Source organism: Mesorhizobium kamtschaticum (genome assembly GCF_056174585.1).
Genome location: NZ_JBWBWI020000003.1, coordinates 42,776 through 63,003, shown reverse-complemented (window position 1 = coordinate 63,003; position 20,228 = coordinate 42,776). Strand labels below are relative to the sequence as shown.

14 protein-coding genes are annotated in these 20,228 nt (G+C 58.3%); 3 read left to right on the top strand and 11 right to left on the bottom strand.

The window, feature by feature from the left end:
• Window positions 1–712: 712 nt before the first annotated feature.
• From AC0V7N_RS39370 to AC0V7N_RS39340, 7 genes are all read right to left on the bottom strand, one after another.
• Window positions 713–1,717: a 2-oxoglutarate and iron-dependent oxygenase domain-containing protein gene (locus tag AC0V7N_RS39370; protein ID WP_496628625.1), complete on the bottom strand. Its 1,005-nt coding sequence runs from the start codon at window positions 1,715–1,717 to the stop codon at window positions 713–715.
• 1,247 nt (window positions 1,718–2,964) lie between these two features.
• On the bottom strand, window positions 2,965–3,786 hold the full coding sequence (locus AC0V7N_RS39365; RefSeq protein ID WP_496628624.1) for an NAD-dependent epimerase/dehydratase family protein: 822 nt from the start codon (window positions 3,784–3,786) through the stop codon (window positions 2,965–2,967).
• Between the two features lie 3 nt (window positions 3,787–3,789).
• Window positions 3,790–4,992, bottom strand: coding sequence for an aminotransferase class I/II-fold pyridoxal phosphate-dependent enzyme (locus AC0V7N_RS39360; RefSeq protein ID WP_496628623.1), 1,203 nt, complete (start codon window positions 4,990–4,992; stop codon window positions 3,790–3,792).
• Window positions 4,989–6,608, bottom strand: coding sequence for a hydantoinase B/oxoprolinase family protein (locus tag AC0V7N_RS39355; RefSeq protein ID WP_496628622.1), 1,620 nt, complete (start codon window positions 6,606–6,608; stop codon window positions 4,989–4,991). Before AC0V7N_RS39355 ends, AC0V7N_RS39360 begins: the two co-directional genes overlap by 4 nt.
• A complete protein-coding gene (locus AC0V7N_RS39350; RefSeq protein WP_496628621.1) occupies window positions 6,605–8,701 on the bottom strand; it encodes a hydantoinase/oxoprolinase family protein in 2,097 nt (698 codons plus the stop codon). Before AC0V7N_RS39350 ends, AC0V7N_RS39355 begins: the two co-directional genes overlap by 4 nt.
• A gap of 110 nt (window positions 8,702–8,811) precedes the next feature.
• Window positions 8,812–10,029: an FAD-dependent oxidoreductase gene (locus tag AC0V7N_RS39345; protein ID WP_496628620.1), complete on the bottom strand. Its 1,218-nt coding sequence runs from the start codon at window positions 10,027–10,029 to the stop codon at window positions 8,812–8,814.
• Window positions 10,030–10,035: 6 nt separating this feature from the next.
• Window positions 10,036–10,806: an aldolase/citrate lyase family protein gene (locus tag AC0V7N_RS39340; RefSeq protein WP_496628619.1), complete on the bottom strand. Its 771-nt coding sequence runs from the start codon at window positions 10,804–10,806 to the stop codon at window positions 10,036–10,038.
• A 100-nt stretch (window positions 10,807–10,906) separates the two neighbouring features.
• Here AC0V7N_RS39340 and AC0V7N_RS39335 point away from each other — a divergent pair, with 100 nt between their 5' ends.
• From AC0V7N_RS39335 to AC0V7N_RS39325, 3 genes are all read left to right on the top strand, one after another.
• Entirely contained in the window at window positions 10,907–11,797 is an 891-nt protein-coding gene (locus AC0V7N_RS39335) for a 2-hydroxy-3-oxopropionate reductase (RefSeq protein WP_496628618.1), read from the top strand.
• 246 nt (window positions 11,798–12,043) lie between these two features.
• Window positions 12,044–12,391 (top strand): Rid family hydrolase, encoded by a 348-nt coding sequence (locus AC0V7N_RS39330; RefSeq protein WP_496628617.1) that lies wholly within the window; start codon window positions 12,044–12,046, stop codon window positions 12,389–12,391.
• Between the two features lie 56 nt (window positions 12,392–12,447).
• Window positions 12,448–13,236, top strand: a complete 789-nt coding sequence (locus tag AC0V7N_RS39325; RefSeq protein WP_496628616.1) for an FCD domain-containing protein — start codon at window positions 12,448–12,450, stop codon at window positions 13,234–13,236.
• A 72-nt stretch (window positions 13,237–13,308) separates the two neighbouring features.
• On the opposite strand, the gene AC0V7N_RS39320 is transcribed toward AC0V7N_RS39325, so the two are convergent.
• From AC0V7N_RS39320 to dddP, 4 genes are all read right to left on the bottom strand, one after another.
• Entirely contained in the window at window positions 13,309–14,073 is a 765-nt protein-coding gene (locus AC0V7N_RS39320; protein WP_496628615.1) for a helix-turn-helix domain-containing protein, read from the bottom strand.
• A 441-nt stretch (window positions 14,074–14,514) separates the two neighbouring features.
• Entirely contained in the window at window positions 14,515–16,551 is a 2,037-nt protein-coding gene (locus tag AC0V7N_RS39315) for an oxidoreductase (protein WP_496628614.1), read from the bottom strand.
• Window positions 16,552–16,680: 129 nt separating this feature from the next.
• A complete protein-coding gene (locus AC0V7N_RS39310) occupies window positions 16,681–18,663 on the bottom strand; it encodes an MBL fold metallo-hydrolase (RefSeq protein ID WP_496628613.1) in 1,983 nt (660 codons plus the stop codon).
• 52 nt (window positions 18,664–18,715) lie between these two features.
• On the bottom strand, window positions 18,716–20,047 hold the full coding sequence (gene dddP, locus AC0V7N_RS39305) for a dimethylsulfonioproprionate lyase DddP (RefSeq protein ID WP_496628612.1): 1,332 nt from the start codon (window positions 20,045–20,047) through the stop codon (window positions 18,716–18,718).
• Window positions 20,048–20,228 lie beyond the last annotated feature (181 nt).

The following is a 20,228-nucleotide window of genomic DNA, read 5'->3' as shown; positions in this document are numbered from 1 at the left end:
TCAGAAGCTCCTCGCCCATCGGACGGCAACCACAGAAGGCAACACGAGAGGGGGCACCAGCAGACGAACTCCTTCATGAAGGCGCTTTCGCCTTGGCGGGTGACAAGATAATAGAGGCAAGAGGACCGCATTGCCTGCAGAGACGTGCTGAGTTCGGAATTCGGATTCCTATTCTGTATGCTTTCGCCACGTTCGCCGCGTGACGCTCCGAAGCTTGGATGCGCTACGTGTTTCGTGTGGGATGCGGTCAATTTTTTCCAAGCAGGGCTTATCTATGGCTGGTCAGAATCGTCGCTGGGCGGATCGCCACGCCAGCATTTGCCAAATGAAACCCGCAGTTTGTGCGGCGCGAATCAAAACCCTTCGGAAATCATTGGAAACGGTGGAAGTGGAAGCTTCTGCCCGCCGGATCAATCGGAGCACCGTCTTGGGGATGTCGAACCAGCAAATATTTCAGACTATGGAGGCGCAACACCTCACCGGCTGCAGACTAAGTGCGTACGAGATCGTCGTAGCCTCCTGACCGTTCTTAACATTCACTTTGCGGTGACCTCGCAGTCAACAGGCCAGCGCATCCCCGGCTGGTCGTCGTCGCACTGCGTCGGGCGTCGTCCAAACGAGTATTGGCCAAGGCAGATGCTCTGGATGCGGCGGGCCGTGCGATTGCGCCGTCAGCGGAGTGCTTCATTTTCGCGCTCCAACTGGTTCCGGGTCAGTTGTGGCGATTTCTTCCCAAATATGGGAATGTGTTGACAAATTTTCCGAACTTATACGCTCCGCAAGTGATCGGCTGGTATCGCCCCAGGTTCGCCTCGGAGACGCAGCTCTCCAAGGGCGCGAAAACAGCGTCATAATCTGCATCAATGAAGAACGGTATCGAATAGCGTTCCCGTCCGGAGGTGTTCACCACCCGATGCAGGTTGGCAAGATAGAGGTCGTTGGTCAGTTTCTGCACGAGGTCGCCGATGTTGATGACGAAGGTGCCAGGGATCGGGGTGCCCTCGACCCAGACACCGTTCCGATTCATCACCTGAAGCCCCCCGACGCTATCCTGCGCGAGAATGGCTAGGCTGCCAAAGTCGGTATGCGCGCCGATACCGATGATCTTCTCGTCCACAACCCCTGTCTGCGGTGGATAGTGTTGCAAGCGCTGGATCATGATTGGATCCTTCATTCGCGGCTCGAAGAAATCTGATGGAAGATCAAGGCTGAGCGCTATTCCGCTCAAAATCCTCATCGAAAGCTCCTTCATCGCCTCGTAATAGGCCAGCACGGTCTCTCGGAAGCCGGGCAGCGTGACCGGCCACTGGTTGGGCCCAAAGAACGGCCCTTCGACACTCGGCCGCTCGGGGCCGACGTCGAAGCACTCTTTTAAATCCCTGGTTCTCGACGGATCGGTGTTCTCGCCGAAGAATTCAATATAACCGCGTAACGCGACGCCAGAATTGCTGATGTGCAACTTCATCTTTTCGTTGGTCGGCAGGTCAAAGAACCCCCGAGCCTGCGCAAAGGTCTCCGTCACCAACTCCCCCGGCAAACCGTGGTTCTTGATGTACATGAAACCGGCATTGGTCAGCGCCCATCGAATTTCCTTCGCCACGCTTCGTGCGTCACTTCCATCCAGCAGCGGGCCCACATCGATGATCGGGAGTTTGTCGAAAGACTGGCGCTGGGCGCGAAGCCTATCGTCGAGCTGGACCAGTTTCGATTTCGTCATTGAACTTTATCCTTATTCTTTGGTCGGTGTATCATTGCACGGTAGGTTCGCGCGCGCTGGGCTGCGCGCGGCCAGGAGGATGGTGCCTTCGAAGGTGCTGGCCACGCGCTTCGACAGAAGGGAGCCAAGACCGCCCCAGACCCCCAGCCTCATTCATCAATAGTTCATGACGAGGTTTGATTTGTGCCGAAGCTACACGAGAGGTCCTTAGAGGCGGCGCTTCGTACGGATTGGCGATAAACGGCGAATCAGCGCAGAGGCGTCGCTGCAATCTCTATGAGAGCAACTCGTAGGCGTCTCTTCTCACCGCATCGGACACCTTTGGCTAGTTGTCGTCGCCTGAAGAGGGTCGGGAGAGTAAGGAAGCCGTGAATCGCGTTCTGATTGCTTCGAAGACACAACATCGTCAGGCTCTCCCAAAGTAATTTGGCTTTTTCAGGACCAGAATTCGTGGCCCAGTAGCTGACTGCTGGGCTATTCCCAACCCCGCGCGTTCGCAAAGTGGTACAATAATCCCGGCTGCCCGGCAAAGCTCAGACAGCGATCATTTGGCGTGGCAAGAATTAACTAGTATGATTTAAACTGGCAAGTTAAACATTCTTGAAAAACATGAATTTTACGTTGCTATGCGACGCGCGTTTTAGCGATTGGCTTTTCAAGTTGATGTCATTTCCAATGTTCGTAATTTATTCAGGAAAATTGAAATATCAGTCGACTTTCATAAACGCTAGGGTCGGGGTCAGTAGCCATTCGGCTTCGTTGCAGCTCAATCCGGAAAAGACCCGACTAATCGAGTTTGGCCGCTATGCGGCTCAGGCCCGCCGCAGGAAGGGGCTTGGCAAACCGGAGACGTCAACTTCCTTGGCTTCACCCACATTGACCCGGCAGGGTCGGTTCCAGATCCTCCGGAAAAGCCGGAGGGACCGCAGGGCGGCGAAGCTGAAGGAGATCAAGAACGAACTGCGACGGCGTATGCATTGGCCCATCCCCCAGCAAGGACGATGGCTGAAGCAGGTGCTCACCGGCTATAATGCGTATCATGCCGTACCGACCAAATTTTGGTCGCTCGGCGCCTTTCGGGACCACATCATCCGTCTCTGGGCCCAGACGCTTCGGCGTCAGAGTCAGGGGCATCGGCTCCTTCCCGATGCGGACCAGCCTTGGCACGCCACTCTGGCCTTGTTCCGACCCCACTTTGGCGTCCACAATATCACCATGTACAATTCAAGCGGTCCGCCGGCGGCATCTCAACGCCCGCGGTCATTCTTGTCATCCGGGTGGCCAAGTTCGCAGAAGAAGCCGCCAAGATATTTCGTCGCCAGCGCATTCGGATCTGGAGCCGGGGTCTTGGCCTCAACTGCAGCGCGAAATGGCTCCGAACTATCCTGCGGGATGTAACCCAGATGGTTTGCCCCGCTGTTGTTGACCGTTTTGACCCTGTTGTGCGACAGGCCGTACGAGATCGTATGAGCGACGCGCGGCGCTGTCAGTGACGCGGCGACCAGCCGGACGCAGTCATCGAATGAAAGATAGGACCATAGATGGCGACGGTCGGTCGGCTCAGAAAACGACGAGAAAATCCGTAGGCAAACAGATTCTATGCCGAATTTGTCCCAATACATGCAGCTCAGGCTCTCGACGAAATTCTTCGATACGCCATAGAGGCTGTCGGGCCGGACGGGAGCGTCGACGCCGATCTGAGCTTCAACCTCATGAAACCCAATGGCATGGACCGATGAAGCGTAGATCACCCGTTTCGCGCCATGTTTCCGGGCTCCCTCATAGATGTGATAGGAGCCGCGGATACTGGAATTGAGGATCGTCTGCCAAGGGCTTTCGACGGACGCGCCGCCGAAATGCACGATCGCATCACACCCCTCGGTAGCGGCGATCGTTGCCTCCATGTCCGAAAGGTCGAAAATCGCCTGTTCTTCATTAGGCATGAGGTCCGGGAATGGCTCGCGCGCCGCCAATCGGATTTTTGTTGCCAGATGCGCGAGTCCGGGGCGCAATACACTGCCGAGGCGGCCGGCCGCTCCGGTAATCAGAATCCGTTCATATCTGGGCATCGTCTATTCCACTTGTGCGACGGCCGCTTTGATGCGTGCCACGGCTTGGGTGAGCACCTCGTCACTGGTGGCGGTTGAGATGCGAAAATAAGGTGAAAGGCCATAGGCGACGCCTGGAACGGAGGCGACACGCCCCTCGTTGAGCAGGTAATTCGCCACTGCCGTGTCGTCCATCAGCACGTCGCCGTTCGGCGTCTTCCTGCCGATCAGGCTCGAACAGCCGATATAGGCATAAAAGGCTCCTTCCGGAGGGGAGAGCGTCAGCCCATTGATCTTGCGAATGCCGTCTACCACCAGGTTTCGGCGTTTTTCAAAAGCCTCACGGAAACGGCCAACCTCTTCTTGCGGACCGTTCAGCGCGGCGACGGTCGCCGCCTGGGCGATCGAGCATACGGAGGTCACCGACTGGCTCTGTATCGTCGCCATTGCCTTGATCAGCGGAGACGGACCGGCGGCGTAGCCGACGCGCCATCCGGTCATTGCATAGGCTTTGGCAACACCGTTGACGATCAATGTGCGCTCTTTCAGCTCAGGGCAAGCCTTTCCGAAAGAGACGAATTCGCGTCCGTCGAATAGGATATGTTCGTAGATCTCGTCCGAAAGCACCAGCACATGGCTGTGTTTCCCCAGGACAACGCCCAGCGCCTTCAATTCTGCTTCCGAATAGACCGCGCCGGATGGATTGCCCGGCATATTCAGGAACAGCCACTTCGTGCGTGGTGTAATCGCCTTGTTCAAGAGGTCGGGCGTCAGCTTGAAGCCGGTGGTTTCCGTGCATTCGACCGCTACGGGCACACCACCCAAAAGCTTCACCATCTCCGGATAGGATACGAAGTAAGGTGCGGGCAAGATCGCTTCGTCACCGGGCTCGAGGGTTGCCATCAATGCATTAAAGATGATCTGCTTGGCGCCGTTGGCGACAATAATGTCCTCTGCCTTGCAATCGAGGCCATTCTCGCGCCGGAACTTGCCGGCAACGGCTTCCCGCACCTCAGGTGTGCCGGTCGACGCCGTGTACAGCGTCTGCCCGGACTTCGCTGCCTGGTACGCCGCCTCGATGATGTGCGGCGGGGTCGGGAAGTCCGGCTCACCCAGCCCGAGATCAATAACGTCGACTCCCTTCGCCTTGAGTGCCTTTGCTGCCATGGATGCAGCCATGGACGCAGAAGGTTTCACCACTGACAGGCGGGACGCGATATAGCTCATCGTTTGTTCTCCGAAACGTAACTCTTGGATTTGTCTTCGGCGACAGCCGACTGGGAACGTTTGGCCGGATCGCCATAACCGCCGCCGCCCGGCAATTCCAGGATCAGCCGCCGGCCGGCCGGAACATGCTGCCAGCCCTTGGGCCGCATCTGCGTGCCGTCGTCCAGCTTCACCACGCCGGCCACGCCAGGTCCACCGCCATTGCGTCCGTGGGCAGGGTGATTGACGCGGTCGAACATTGCCGAGAAATCGAATTCGTGGCCCTCGATCGCCGCGATCTCGATAACCTGTCCGAGGCCGCCGCGGAATTCGCCGTCGCCGCCGGAGTCAGGGCGCAACTCTTTGCGCCAGATGACGATCGGCCCGGTATGCTCCGTCGCCTCGATCGGCATGGTGTGCACGCCGGAAGGGAAAGCCGTCGCCGACAGGCCGTCGAGGCCGGGCCGGGCGCCCATGCCGCCGGAGTTGAACATCAGCACTTCGGCACGGCGGCCCTGGCCGCCCGCGACCGGCCGCACCGAGATGTGGATGTTCCACAGCGCGCCGGCGCCTTCGGCAAGGATCTTGCCGGGCATGGCTTGGGAGATCGCGCCCAGCACGAGATCGGGGACCATGTGGCCGAAAATGTGCCTGAGCGCCACCGGCGCCGGCCGCACCGCGTTCAGGATGTTGACTGGCGACGTCACGGTGAAGAAGGCGAGCGAGGCGGCGTTGTTGGGAATGTCGGGTGCCACCACGCATTTCAGCGCGTAGCAGGCATAGGCCTTGCTGTAGATGATCGGGCAGTTGATGCCCCAGCGGCTCATCGGGTCGGTGCCGGTGAAATCGACCTCGACATGGTCGTCGCGGACCGACACTCTTGCCGCCAGCTTCACCGGCGCGTCATAGCCGTCAGTGACGAGTTCGTTCGACCAACTGCCCTTCGGCAGCGCCTTGATGCGTTCGAGCATGGCGTCGCGTGTGCGCGAGAAGATGAAGTCGCCAAGCCCGTCGAGCGAGGAGAGCCCGATCTCCTTCATCATGTCGACGAGCCGGCGATGACCGACCTCGTTGCAGGCGGCGAGCGAATAGAAATCGCCGACCACCTGGTTGGGCTCGCGGACATTGGCGCGCAGGATCCTGACCAGGTCGAGATTGACCTTGCCCTTTTCGGCAAACTTCATGATCGGGATCTGGATGCCTTCCTCGTAGACCGACTTGCCGTCGGCGCCGAAGCCGCGCCCGCCGACATCGACGACATGCGCCGTGCAGGCGAAGAAGGCCACCAGCTCGCCGTTCAGGAAGGACGGCGACACCATGGTGATGTCGTGCAGATGGCCGGTGCCCAGCCAGGGATCGTTGGTGACGTAGGTGTCGCCCTCGAACATGGTGTCGCGCGGGATTTCGTTCATGAAATGCAGCACGGCCTCGGCCATGGTGTTGACATGGCCGGGCGTGCCGGTCACCGCCTGCGCCAGCATCTGGCCGCGCGGATCGAACACGCCGGCCGACAGGTCGCCGGACTCGCGCACCGAAGTCGAGAAAGCGGTGCGCAGCAAGGTCAGCGCCTGCTCCTCGACCACCGAGATCAGCCGGTTCCACATCACCTGCATGCGGATGTCACTGATGTCGCTCATGACTGGCTGCCTTTGCGGATCAGGAGGATGGCGCCGTCGCTCTGGATGACGGCGTCGAAGCTGGTGGTGACAACGGTGGATGTCTCGCGTTCGACGATGACCACCGGCCCCGCGACGCGATCGCCCGCGCAGAGCGTATCACGTTCGACGATGCCGTAGGTTTGCGGCTCCCCACTTGCCGGATCGAACACTGCGCGAGTAATGGCCGGCGTGCTGGTCCGCGTGCCTGCCGTAAGTTCATGCCTGGCGACATCAGGCCGGATATCCGTCGCCTTGACCGACCAGGTGACGATCTCGATCTCCAGCCCGTCGAGCCCTTCGATGGCGCGGCCGAAGAAGCGCTGGTAGTTCGCCTCGAACAGGTCCTTCAGCCCTGTGACGGCATCCACGCCGAACGGCTTGTCCGGCAGCGGAACGGGGATTTCCCAGCCCTGGCCGGCATAACGCATGAAGGCGGTGATCTCGCAGGTGATGCTGCCGCTGGCGCCGCTGCGCACGAAGCTTTCGGCTGACGCCTTGAGGTCGCCGAGCAGCGCATTGATTTCGGCCGGCTCGAACCGCGACAGGCGGGTCAGCTTCGACGCCAGCGCCTCGTAGCCGAAGGGAGCCTTGAGGAAACCGATCGCCGATCCGACGCCGGCGCCCTTGGGCACGATGCAGCGCTCGATGCCGAGTTTTTCGCAAAGCCTTGCCGCGTGAAGCGGGGCGGCGCCGCCGAAGGCGATCATCACATTGTCGGAAATGTTCTTGCCGTTCTCGACCGCGTGGACGCGGGCGGCATTGGCCATGTTCTCGTCCACCACCTCGCAGATGCCGAAGGCCGTCGACATGGCGTCGAGCGACAGGCGCTCGCCGACATCGCGCAGGATGGCCTGTTCCGACGCTGCCGTGTCGAGCCGGATCGCGCCGCCGGCGAAATTGTCGGGGTCGAGCTTGCCCAGCACCAAATCGGCGTCGGTGATCGCCGGGCGTTTGCCACCGCGGCCGTAGCAGGCTGGCCCCGGCTCCGATCCGGCACTTTCCGGCCCGGTCTGGATCCGGCCCATGGCATCGACCCAGGCGATGGAGCCGCCGCCGGCGCCGATCTCGATCATCTCGATCACGGGAATAGAGATCGGCATGCCCGAGCCCTTGCAGAAGCGGTAGGTGCGCGCCACCTCGAAGGTTCTCGCTGTGCGCGGCGCAAAATCCTCGATCAGGCAGATCTTGGCGGTCGTGCCGCCCATGTCGTAGGAAACGACCTTTTCCAGACCGAAGCGCCTGGCTATGTCGGCGGCGAAGATGGCGCCGCCGGCCGGGCCGGACTCGACCAGGCGCACGGGAAATTCGGAAGCCGTCTCCACGGAGATCAGGCCGCCGCCGGAATGGATCATGAAGACGGGGCATTCAGCGCCCATCTCCTTCAGCCGCGTCTGGAAGCGGGCGAGGTAGTCGGCCATCTGCGGCCGCACATAGGCGTTGGCGCAGACCGTGTTGAAGCGCTCGAACTCGCGCATCTGCGGCGACACTTCGGCGCTGATCGAAATCGGGATGCTGAGCTTGCGGGACAGGATTTCGCGCGCACGGCGCTCATGCGCCGGATTGGTGTAGGCATGGATGAAGCCGATCGCCACGGAGCCGAAGCCGCCGGCCGCGATCCGTCCGGCAATCTCCTCCAGCGCGGCTTCGTCGAGCGGCTGCAGTTCCTGTCCCTCGGCGCCGATCCGGCCCTTCACCGTGAAGCGGTGCTCGCGCGGGATGAGCGGCGTTGGCAGCTGCAGGTTCAGATCATATTGTTCGAAGCGGTTTTCGGTCCGCATCTCGATTACGTCGCGAAACCCTTCGGTCGTGACCAGCGCGGTCTTGGCGCCGCGGCGTTCGATCAGGGCGTTGGTGGCGAGCGTCGTGCCGTGAATGATGATGCCGATCTCGGCAGGCGAAATCCCGGCATCATGCGTGACGACGGCGATGCCGTCGAGGATCGCTTGCTCGGGCGCCGCGTAATTGGTCAGCACCTTGGTCGAGAACAGCGTCCCCCTGAGTTCAAGCGCAATGTCGGTGAACGTGCCGCCAATGTCAGCGCCTAAGCGGATTTCGTCGGTTCTGGGTGTCATGCTTTTGCCTTCTCAGAAGAGAACTCGGCTGCGCGCCGCTGGAGAGCCCGGGGAGCTCACTTCATGAACGTTAGGGACCTGAGGCCCCCATCACTAAACCGGTCACCGGCTCAAATAACCGCCTCTTCCAAAAACGGCTCATTTCGCGGTATGCGCTCATAACTGAACGGCGACAGATCGAGCGTCTGGAAAGCGCTGTGCACGATCAGTTCCGACACCGCCCGGCCCACGGCCGGCGACTGCTGCAGCCCGTGTCCCGAAAAACCATTGGCGAACATGAAGTTGGTCACCTCGGGGTGGAAGCCGACAATGCCGTTGTGGTCGAGCATGTTGTATTCGTAGTGGCCGGTCCAGCTGGTCTGGACTTTCAGCGCATCGAAGGTCGGAATGCGGTGCCAGAGCGCTGGCCAGATGTAATCGTCGAACTCCTCGAAGTGCATTTCGAAGTCGTCATAGTCCGCCGGTCCGTCGCCCTGCGGCGTGTTGCCGGTGAGGAAAAGCTCGCCTTCCGGCCTCACGAAGGTGCCGGAGAGGTCGATGACATTGGGCATGCGGCCGGGGATCGGAGTGGCGCTGGCGAAGACGAAGCTGTACCGCTTGTAAGGTGCGACCGGGATGGACAGGCCGGCCATGGCGGCGACCTGCTGCGCGCGCGGGCCGGCGGCGTTGACCAGGGTTCCGCAGGAAATCGTCTGGCCGGTCGCGAGGCGGGCAGAGACGACGCGCCCACCGGCGATATCCAATCCGGTAACTGCGTTGTCGATATACTCGACGCCGCTGGCGCGGGCAGCGCGGCGGAAGCCGTTGAGCAAGCCCATGGAATCGAACCAGCCCTCTTCGCGTGCGCCCCAGGAACCGCCGCCGAGATCCTCGACATTGAGCCAGGGAAAACGCTCCTTCAGCGGGCCCGGTTCGAGGAAGACAGTATGAGCGCCGAGGCTGCGCTGCAGGTCGACGCGTTCGCGCGCCGCCTCCACACCCTCAGGTGAGCAGCAGTAGAGATAGCCATATTCCTTGAAGCCGAGATCGGGGGCCGGCTCGTCCTTGTAGAAGGGCGCCATCCGCTCTGGAAAATTACGGATGATGTCGATGCCGAACTGGCTGATCTTCACATTTATCGGGTTGGAATATTGCTGACGAATGGCGCTTGTCGAAAGTGCGGTAGAGGAAAATTCGTAGGTGGAGTCGCGCTCGACTACGAGGATTGAGCAGTGGCTGCCCATTGCCTGGCTCAGCCAATAGGCCGCCGAAGAGCCCACGGCCGCGCCACCGACGATGACAACGTCATAGAAGGTGCGTGAGGGCGGTTTATAAGGAGGAAAGGCCATGATTGCTTATGCTTGCAGCTTGAAAGAGGCGATCAAGGCATCCGAGCCCCGCGCGAGCAAACCCAAATCCGAACCGACGGCAACCATGGTGAAGCCATCGGCGAGATACCGGTCGGCATCCACCTTTGCCGGGGCAAGGATTCCGCTGGACTTGCCTGCAGCGGCAGCGGCTTTTCGCACTGCCGTGATCGCCTCCTGCACGCGCGTTGCGCCAGGGTTACCCATTTCGCCCATGTTTGTAGAAAGGTCACCAGGCCCGACAAACAGAACGTCCACTCCGTCTACCGCCGCGATTGCGGCAGCGTTCGCGACGCCGGATTCGTCTTCAATCTGAACTGCTAGAAGCTGCTGCTCCCGGGCCTTCGCGTGGTACCCAGCAATGCGGCCGAAAGCATTGGCGCGATGGCCAACAGAGAAGCCGCGAAATCCCCCCGGAGCATAGGTCATGGCGGCAACGATGCTGTGCGCCTGCTCCGCGGTCCGCACGTTTGGAATCATCAGGCTGCGAGCGCCGATGTCCATTGCCTGCTTGATCAGATTAGGATCGTCGGATGGCAGTCGAACAACAGCCTCGCTTTCGAAATATCCCATCACCTGGAGTTGCGCCATAATAGTCCGGAGATCGTTCGGGCTGTGCTCGCCGTCGATCAACACCCAGCCCGCTCCGGAGCCCGCCACGACTTCGCTTGTGAGCGCTGAGGCCAGCGAGCACCAGATCCCAATGTTGGGCCGGGCCGCTTTGAGAGCCGTTTTCAGCGAATTTGTGCGCTCCTGCATGTGATCGTCTCCGGCGTAATAAAGGAGTATTGAAATTTGTATGACGTCCTATATCATACGACATGATGGCCTGCAAGGTGGCCTAAGGCGGGAGGTGCACATGAAAATCGGATTCATCGGGCTGGGCGTGATGGGGGCGCCGATGGCGCGAAACCTTGCCAGTGCCGGCCATGAGATTACCACCGTACTGAACCGCTCGCCTCTTCCCGAGAATCTCAACGCTCTGGTCGTCGGTTCTGCAGCGGAGGTCGCCCAGCTATCCGAGGTGGTCATAACCATGCTGCCAGACACGCCGGACGTCGAGCATGTCCTGCTCGGTTCGGGTGGCGTGTTGGAAGGAATCTCAGCCGGCAAGTTGATTATCGATATGAGTTCGATCAACCCACTGGCCACCGCCAAATGCTCGTTAAAGTTCAGAGAAGCGGGCGCCGGGTTTCTCGATGCGCCCGTCTCCGGCGGAGAGATCGGTGCAAAAGCGGCAAGTCTAACGATTATGGTCGGCGGGCCTGTGGCAGAATTTAATCGCGCGTTGCCGATCTTTGAGAAGCTCGGCAAGAACATCAATGCGATTGGGGAACAGAATGGTGCAGGCCAAATCTGTAAGATCGCCAACCAGATCATCGTAGCACTCGATATTACGGCTGTTGCCGAGGCGCTAGTTTTCGCCAGTAAGGCTGGCTGCGACCCGGCGAAGGTGCGCGCCGCGCTGTTGGGTGGTTTCGCCTCTTCCCGCGTGCTCGAAGTGCACGGGGAGCGTATGATCAGACGCAGCTTCGCCGCAGGATTTCGCATCCGACTGCATCAGAAGGATCTCAACCTCGCACTCGAAAGCGCTCGCGCAATGGGCGCGGCGCTGCCAAGCACCGCGCTGGCGCAGCAACTGATGAACGCTTGTGCCGCTCAACCTGAGGGATCTGAGGCCGACCATTCGTCGTTGGTTTTGGCCCTCGAGATGCTGAGCAATCACGAACTTTCATGCGATAACGAATGACCCCGATGAGGCGCCGAAGTCGAGGTTCTCATGGCGTAGCTTCCGTGGGCCAAAAACGGTCCAATGAGGGCCCCGAACAAAAGAACTCACTACGCAAATGGCGCGGAGGAAGATTTCAGTAGTTGCTACGTCTATCTAACGCAGTCAAAACAGCTCGACCTTGGTACCTTAGCTCCCAAGCAGCCGATGCCTTGCCCGCCTATAAACAACCCTATTATCAAGAAACCAACAACCTGAGAGAATTTCGTGAACGATATCCATCGCTTTGATTTCGACACCCGTATACATCACGGCGTTATCCATAACGGGACACTCTACCTCACCGGCCAAGTAGCAAAACCTGGCCAGTCCGCCGCCGCCCAAATGAACGAGGTCCTCGCTAAGATCGACGTTCTCCTCAGTAAGGCTGGCACCGACAAGACCCGTATCCTTCACGTGCAGATGTGGCTCGACGACATCCGCGACTTCGATGAGGTCAATACGGTATGGGACGCGTGGATGCCAAAGGAGAGTGCGCCGGCGCGGTCCTCCGGCGAAGGGCGAATGGCCAAGCCTGGTATGCTGGTGGAACTGATTGTGACGGCGGCCGTTTGAAACCCTGTTCCAGTTCGGTCATTATCGCGAATCTAGAATGGACCGGAAGGACCTCAATGACGAAGCGCAAGTCGCTTTCCACCGTTGTGGCGGAGAGCCTGGCCGAAAAAATCCGTTGCGGTCAGTTGCAGCCAGGCTCGCAGTTATCGACCGAGGCGGAGCTTTGCACCGAATATGATGTTAGCCGCACCGTAGTCCGCGAAGCTGTAGCACGACTGCGGTCGGAAGGTTTGGTCATTCCGCAGCAGGGCCGTGGAATGTTCGTCAACGAAACGCCGGTCCCCCGCAAATTTTCAGTCCCAGACGAGGCGCTTCGCACCTTGCCGGAGACGATTGCGCTGCTAGAACTCAGATTGAGCGTCGAAGTTGAATCCGCCGGCCTTTGCGCAGAACGTCGCACCGAGGTTGAAGCGCGCAACATCAGGGCAATGATGGATGATATCGATGCGCAGCAGGCCGACCCCGCTGCGGTCCAAATTCATTACGACTACGATTTCCACCTTGCGATTGCCAAGGCCGCACGCAATGAATTCATGCACGGCTTTCTGGGGTATCTCGGGCCAATGATCGTCCCCCGCATCCAACTCAACTACCTAGTCGAGCCGGGGGCCAAGGACGGTTACTACGCGCGCATCCACAGTGAGCATAAAGCCATCGTTGATGCCATCCAAAGCCAGGACGCCACTAAGGCGCGACAGGCTATGCGAAAGCACTTGTACAACAGCCTAGGGCGAGTACGAGATTTGGCCAGAGCTTCTGGGGTAGCGGCCACGGAGCTGGAGCAAAAATCCGCCGCAGATTCCCTCTTCACCGATCTCAAAAAGAACGTCAGAACCGGCGGATAGCGAACACCACTTAGCAAGCCGGCAAACGGAAACCTCGCTTCCGCTCATGCAAACTGACCCTCGTCTTACGAGTTATGGGCGGCCTGAAAGCGGTGACGCAGTGTATATGCGTATTGAATTTGGGGCTTCTCCATACTGCTCGCGAAAGGTCTTCGCGAAATGCGAGGGTGATTCAAAACCGCAGGCCATAGCGATTTCAATGATCCGCAACTCCGTGGAGTGCAGCAGCTGGCGCGCCAGCTCAAGCCGAAGCATCAAATAGTGTCGGCACGGAGTTGTAGAAAGGTAGTTATGAAAGAGCCGCTCCAGCTGCCGCCGTGACGAGCCGACCATCTTCGCTATCCTGTAGAGCGGAAGCGGGCGCTCCAAGTTGTTCTCCATCAGACGGATTGCTCCAATTAGCTTGGCACTAATCCGGCCGATGCGAAGGCTGTCCGGAGTGAGAAAAGACACTCCTCCTTCACGAATCGTGTCCGAGGTCACGTAGCGGCAGACAGATCGCGCCAGTTCCTGACCGAATTCCTTTTCAATCATATCGATCATCATGTCGAAGGCCGCCAAACCTCCAGAACACGTGCCAACAGTCTGATTCCGGATGAAGAGGGCAGCCTCAACCGTTACGCCCTTGAAGCTCTCTGACAGCGCAGCGGCTTTGCGCCAATGAATGGTGCAGCTGAGGCCGTCGAGAATTCCGGATTTAGCAAGAAGCCACGTTCCAGTATTCACACCGAAAAGTGTCGCCCCGTGCCTAGCATAGAGACGTAGCAGTGACATTGTAGAAGACGTGCAGAACTCCTCTATCCCTTCGCCAGCGCAAACGATGGCGGCATCAGGCACCGCTCCGCCTATCACCCCCCTCCGCTCCGATTCAAAGTCTGACGTCACGCCTATTGGTATGCGATTTGCGCAGTTAACCGTCACCCCAGTCGGACCGATCAGCCGCCATGTGAAGAGTTCCCGTTGCGAAAGGTTATTAGCCAGTCTCATGGGCTCCAGCAGCGACGAAAGGCAGAGTTGGGAAAACCCTGGAACCAGCAAGATCGTCACATGATAGCAACGCTCGTGAACCTGGAGGGGAGAGGCTGGCCTCAAGCGGCGGGCTGTGCCATCTGCATGAATGGGAGCGGTGTCTCTGCTCAATGTATTCACAGGCCTCCCCGAATAGTCGGCCACCGGCTGCCGCTTTGGTGCCTCGGGAAACACCGTCAGTGGCAAATCAGCCGTCCGCATCTGGCCCATAAGAAATTCCTCTGCTCCGAAAGATGTCGGAAAGGGTGACTATACTGCGGCCATGAAACGATGGCCGTCGTAAATCGCAGCATGAATATTGCGGCTTGCTACTGCATCGCCGATCCTGAAAAGCTGAAAATCCGCATTGGAATTTTTGACCCGCTGTTGCGGCTGGATAGCGATAAGCGCCTTATAATCCACTTCACCTCCGTTCTTGGACAAAGCTTTGAGAGCAAAGTAGATGTCTTCGATCGGCTTGACACCATTCTCGACCACTACCTGATCCACGATTTTTTCCGAATACTCCTTGGTGAAATCGTCAAGAAAGACTGCAGCGATCTTGTTCCCGCGCCGTTCAAGGCGGTCAATGCGAAGGTTCATCGTCACCGTCGCATTCCCCTTTTTCAATGCCTTGAAATACGAGGGATAGGTGGTTGCGCCGATATCCTGGGACAGAGTCCTGGTAGGGGCAACGACCTCAAGCTCTGCACCTGCGTCGACAATGAATTCCGCAGCCGTCATCGCGGCATGAGTACCGGCATCATCATACAGCAGAACCGATTTTGCTACGGGAACATTCCCGCTTAGGATGTCCCAACTGGTTGTTGCCAGATCTTGGCCTTCGTGAAGCGAGTCAAGGTTCGGCAATCCTCCTGTCGCCACAACGACCAAATCTGGATGCTCTGCAAGGACATCGCTCGCTTCCATATACCGATTGTATTCGATCTCGACCCCTAGGCGGGCACATTCGGAGAGGCGCCAGTCGATAATGCCGAGAATCTCGCGCCGCCGCTTCAATGCTGCGGCTATCAATATTTGCCCGCCAGCTTTGGGTGCTGCTTCAAAGACCTTTACACGGTGACCGCGTGCGGCTGCCACACGTGCCGCCTCCAGGCCGGCAGGACCTGCACCAACGACGACTATATTGCGATAGGGTCCGTTAGTCCGGACAATCTCGTGAGCCAGCGTCGCTTCGCGCCCGGTGGCTGCGTTGTGCACGCAGGACGCTTGGCCGGTGTAAATGGAATCAATGCAGTACCCCATCCCGACGCAGGGCCGGATCTGGTTTTCGCGGCCTTCGATAATCTTCCGTGTGATGTGAGGATCCGCAATGTGAGCACGCGTCAGTGCCACCATATCGAGTTTGCCGCTCGCGATCGCGTAGCGTGCAGTGGCGACGTCCTGGATCCTCGCTGCATGGAAAGTCGGGATGCCAACTGCTTGGCGTACTTCGCCAGCAAAATCGAGGTGTGGTGCCGATGGCTGTCCCATACTCGGAATCACGTGGCTCAAACCTTCGTCCTTCGACGAATGACCACGGATCACGTTCACGAAGTCGATCAGGCCGGTGGCGGATAGGCGTCTGGCTATTTCGATGCCCTCATGTGCCGAGAGCCCTCGGTTCATCGCTTCATCGCACACCATCCGCACGCCCACGATGTATTCCTGGCCAATCCGTTTCCGAATGGCGGTCAGGATCCCTAGGACCAGCCGCATTCTGTTTTCGAGCGACCCGCCGTATTCATCGTCGCGCTTGTTGGTCGCTGGCGACCAGGAGTGCGCTATAAGATGCGAGGCGCATTCAAGCTCCAAACCATCCAGACCGGAAGCCTTTACCCTCTCGGCGCTATCGGCGAAAGCTTGGATTACACGCTCATAATCCCAGTCTTCCATAGCCTTGGGAAATGCCCGGTGCACTGGTTCTTGGATATGGGAAGCATCGATCATCGGCAACCAGTCGGCCTTGTTCCAAGCCGTTCGGCTGCCCATGTGCGTCATCTGGATCATCGCGGCAGCGCCGTAGGAATGAACGTCGTCGGCCAGCTCGCCAAGCCATTTCACGACTTCGTCTTTGTGTAGCTGAATGTTTCCAAAAGATTGCGGACTGTCGAGGTCGACCACCGCAGACCCACCGATCATTGTCAGCGCCATCCCTCCTTTGGCCTTTTCGGCGTGGTAGAGTCGGTACCGCTCCTTTGGAAGGCCGTCCTCGGTAAATGCCGGCTCATGCGATGTGGACATGATGCGATTGCGGAGCGTCAGGTGCTTCAGCAGGAGGGGCTGTAGAAGGGGATCGTTTGACATCTTGGTCACTCGTCTGGATGCGCCGATGTGAGCACAGCTTCCGCGCGAGCCTGATAGGCCCGCAAAGCAGAGCTTCCATCGTACTAGTGAATTGAACCTCGGCCGATTGACCCGGCACCGAAGCTTTTGTCAGTTCGGTACAGTGCCTGAAAGAGGGACGCGGGCCCGCGGAGGGTCGTCGCCGTACGCGTTCGTGAAGCAACTCTCCTTCGACGACGAAGGTTGGCGCGCTTGGTGGGCGCTGGCTATGATCGCGACGAGAGCCTCGCAGACTGGTCCCTGGGACAGCCCGTCAATGAGGACCTCGGCGGTCATAAGCTTGCGTTTCGGATCCACAGCGCGTGGTGCAACAACCGTGAAGACAACTTCACCCTGCTCGGCTGGTCCAAGCCTGACACTTTGCGTGTTCTCCGTGCAGACCCACTCAGGGGCTGGCAAAAGTCTGACCCCGTATTCAGCAGAACGCTCCAAGTTGTTTCGAATCTTGATCGTATAGGTGACCGCATCACCCGGACATACTTCAGCAACATAGGGAAGCATCCGTGCCCAGAAGAGATCAATGTAATGATCCGCAGGCCTGTCTACGACCTCGCGGAACGCAAGTTCCTTACGCCTGATGTACTCTGAGTATTGGGCAATCCGTGACGGATCCATCGGTATCAAGTCGCCGTGGCCCGGGCACAAAACGTCAGGGCTTGTAGCCTCCATTACCTTGGCGCATCGGCGATGCATTTCCAACTGGAAGCTATTGCGCATAACCGTCAGCTGGACCGGAATGTCATTGTTAAATTGTCCGGTCCGAGGATTGCAGAGTGCGACATTGTCACCACTAAATAAGACCCGCTTGCCGTCGATCATGCCAAGTATCATTGAGTGGTACTCAGTTTGCCCGGGGGCATAGTGGATCTCAAAATAGTGCCCCCTCCAGTGGAAGGCTTCGCCATCACGAAGCACCCTGGTTACCTCGATTGGTTTGTTGAAGCAGCATGGGGTACTTGCCCAAGCGGCCGGGTTACCGATTACCTCCGCGACACAATCAAGTGCCCAGCACTGGGCCCCAAACTTTTTCTGCAGGAATGGGATTCCGCATATATGGTCGTCATGGATATGCGTGGGCACGACGACCTCGATGTGATCCACGCCGTAATCGTCTCGCAGCTGGTCGATGTGGTGCTCAATGAACCTAAGAGCTTGTAGACCTTCGTGATCAAGGCCAAAATGGATCTGTCCCTGAGACGCAGCACCGTAATCGATCAACAGCGCATGCCCTCTCCCGCTGAGTACGATGTAGAAGTTGGAGCATGTGTAAGGTCCTGCCCAAAGCAGATGATCGGAAATGACTTGCAGCCTACTTTCGCGGATGGTTTCCCAGTCTGGAAATCCGGTATTCAAGCCTGAGGTGAAAAGCCTTCCTACATTAGAAAGTTCAGAGAGCCTCGACTCAAGTCTGACAATGTCACTGTCGACGTCTCGAATGGCTTCCCCGTGCGATGGATAGGCGATCGCAACGGCCTCTTTTTTCAAGGCGCGTATGGATTGCATTGTGAATTCTACGCCGACCATGTCGGCGTAGGCATACTCCATGGCATGCAGTTGGTAGAGCTTGCCACCGCGGGTCATCAGGTCGCCTGTGAATGCAACCTTCCGATGGTCGATCTCCGCGATAAGAGCAACCATACCATAGGTATGCCCCTTGGCCGGCAACACATAAAACCCGTAATTCTTCCAAACGAAGGTCTCGTAATCTTCAAGGACCGCATCGACGGTAACATCTTGTCCTAGAGAGAAAACCGTGTTGCTATTGTTGTAGTTATCAAATACAGCCCGTGTCGCCCAACGCGCCTCGACATCCTCGAACAGGTGCCGTTCATATTCTGGAACAGCTACGCGTGCGCCCGCTGCCGTGACCAAATGAGTCCCCCAGCTTTGGTCGCGGTGGTGATGAGTATGCAGTATCCAATCGACCCGCTCGATGCCAATGCCTTGAAGATGCTCAAGCACAGCTCCAGATCCTGTGTCTATCAAGACGCAAGAGGTACCGCTCTTCACGATAAAAACGTTGCAGGAATCTTTAAACTCGAAAAGATTCTCGGAATGTCGGATAAGGCTCATCTTTAGATACTCGCTGGGCGGAGCATGTTGCTACCCAGATATGGTTGCAAAACTAAGCCATCAACATGGCATCGAACGGGCATCGGGTAAGGTTTTCGGCACCGTCCTCGGTGATCAAAACCTGCTCTTCGAGCTTCACGCCGTCGCGACCTCCTACAGCGCCGACGTAGGCCTCAACGCACAGGGTCATGCCAGGCTCCAATACATAGTCGAATGCGCCGGGCACAAAATCCTCGGGGTAGGCAATCGCCGGATACTCGTCGCAAAGGCCGATTCCGTGGATCATCACACCGTAGCGTTGCGGCACAAATTCCGGCGGCAGCTTGTGGCTTCGCTCGGTGATTTCCGTGAACGAAACCCCAGGTTTCAGCAAAGCCACATTCGTCATGATGTGCTCATAGGCGATGCCGTGCAGGCGCCTCTGCTCGTCGGTCGGACGACCATCGCCGCAAAACCAGGTCCGCGAAATGTCCGCGCACATTCCGTAAGGCCCGACCATGTCGGTATCGAAAGCCAGGAGATCACCAGACTCGATCCGACGTGGACCTGCTTCCTGCATCCAGGGGTTTGTGCGGGGACCCGACGTCAAGATGCGCGTTTCGATCCATTCGCCGCCGCGGGCTATATTTTCCGCATGCAGAACTGACCACAGTTCTGTTTCGGCTATGCCCGGCCTCAACTGTTCGCGCATTTTTGCCACCGATATCTCGCACGTAGCTAGCGAGCAACGCATCGCGTTGATTTCGTCAATCCCCTTGATCGCACGGGCATGCTCCATCAGCTGCATCCCGTTGCAAATTTCAACGCCAAGGTCGTCCAGTGCGCGAAGACCAGAAACCTCGATCTTATCCACCGCAAGACGCCGGTTCTTGCCTCCCGAACGGCGCATCAGCTCGTCAATTTGGACTGCAAATGCCTTGGCGGCAGCCTCTTCTTCATCTCCTGTAACGAAATAGAAGAAGCCGGCCCCTCCATCTCGGGTCTCGTTGATGAGCGGCAGGTGTTTCGAAAGGTGGCTGCAGCGGTGGAAATCCCATAGGACCACATAACCGTCAGCCGACACGAACGTTGCTCGCGATGGATTATGCATAATCCAGATATGCATGTTTGATGAATCAGTTGCGTAGCGAATGTTGAGCGGATCGAAGCACAAAACTCCTGCGTAGTCCCGTTGACGCAACTGCTGGACAATCCGGTCGAGTCGCGTCTGCCGCATGCGCTCCAGGTTAGGTACGGCCAGCTCCAGCGAGGCCCACTCGGCAAACGCAACATCCGTAGGACCGATCTCGACGCGATTGTTGTCGTCGACGGTGCCATCAGGCTTGAACGCGTTACGCGCACGAGTTGGGTCAATTTTACGGTTGGAAACCGAGAATGTGGACATGGCTGGATATATCCGCGTTAGTGAATATCATCTGATTTAGTCTGAATTTCGAGCACCGATAAGGAGGAAAAAACGATTACCCGGTATAAGTCCATCCTATCACAGCCTGCTTGTTCTGCCGCCGGATCAACCACAGGACTTACGTGACGCCGGAATTCGTCCCGCGGCGCAGTCCCGAAAT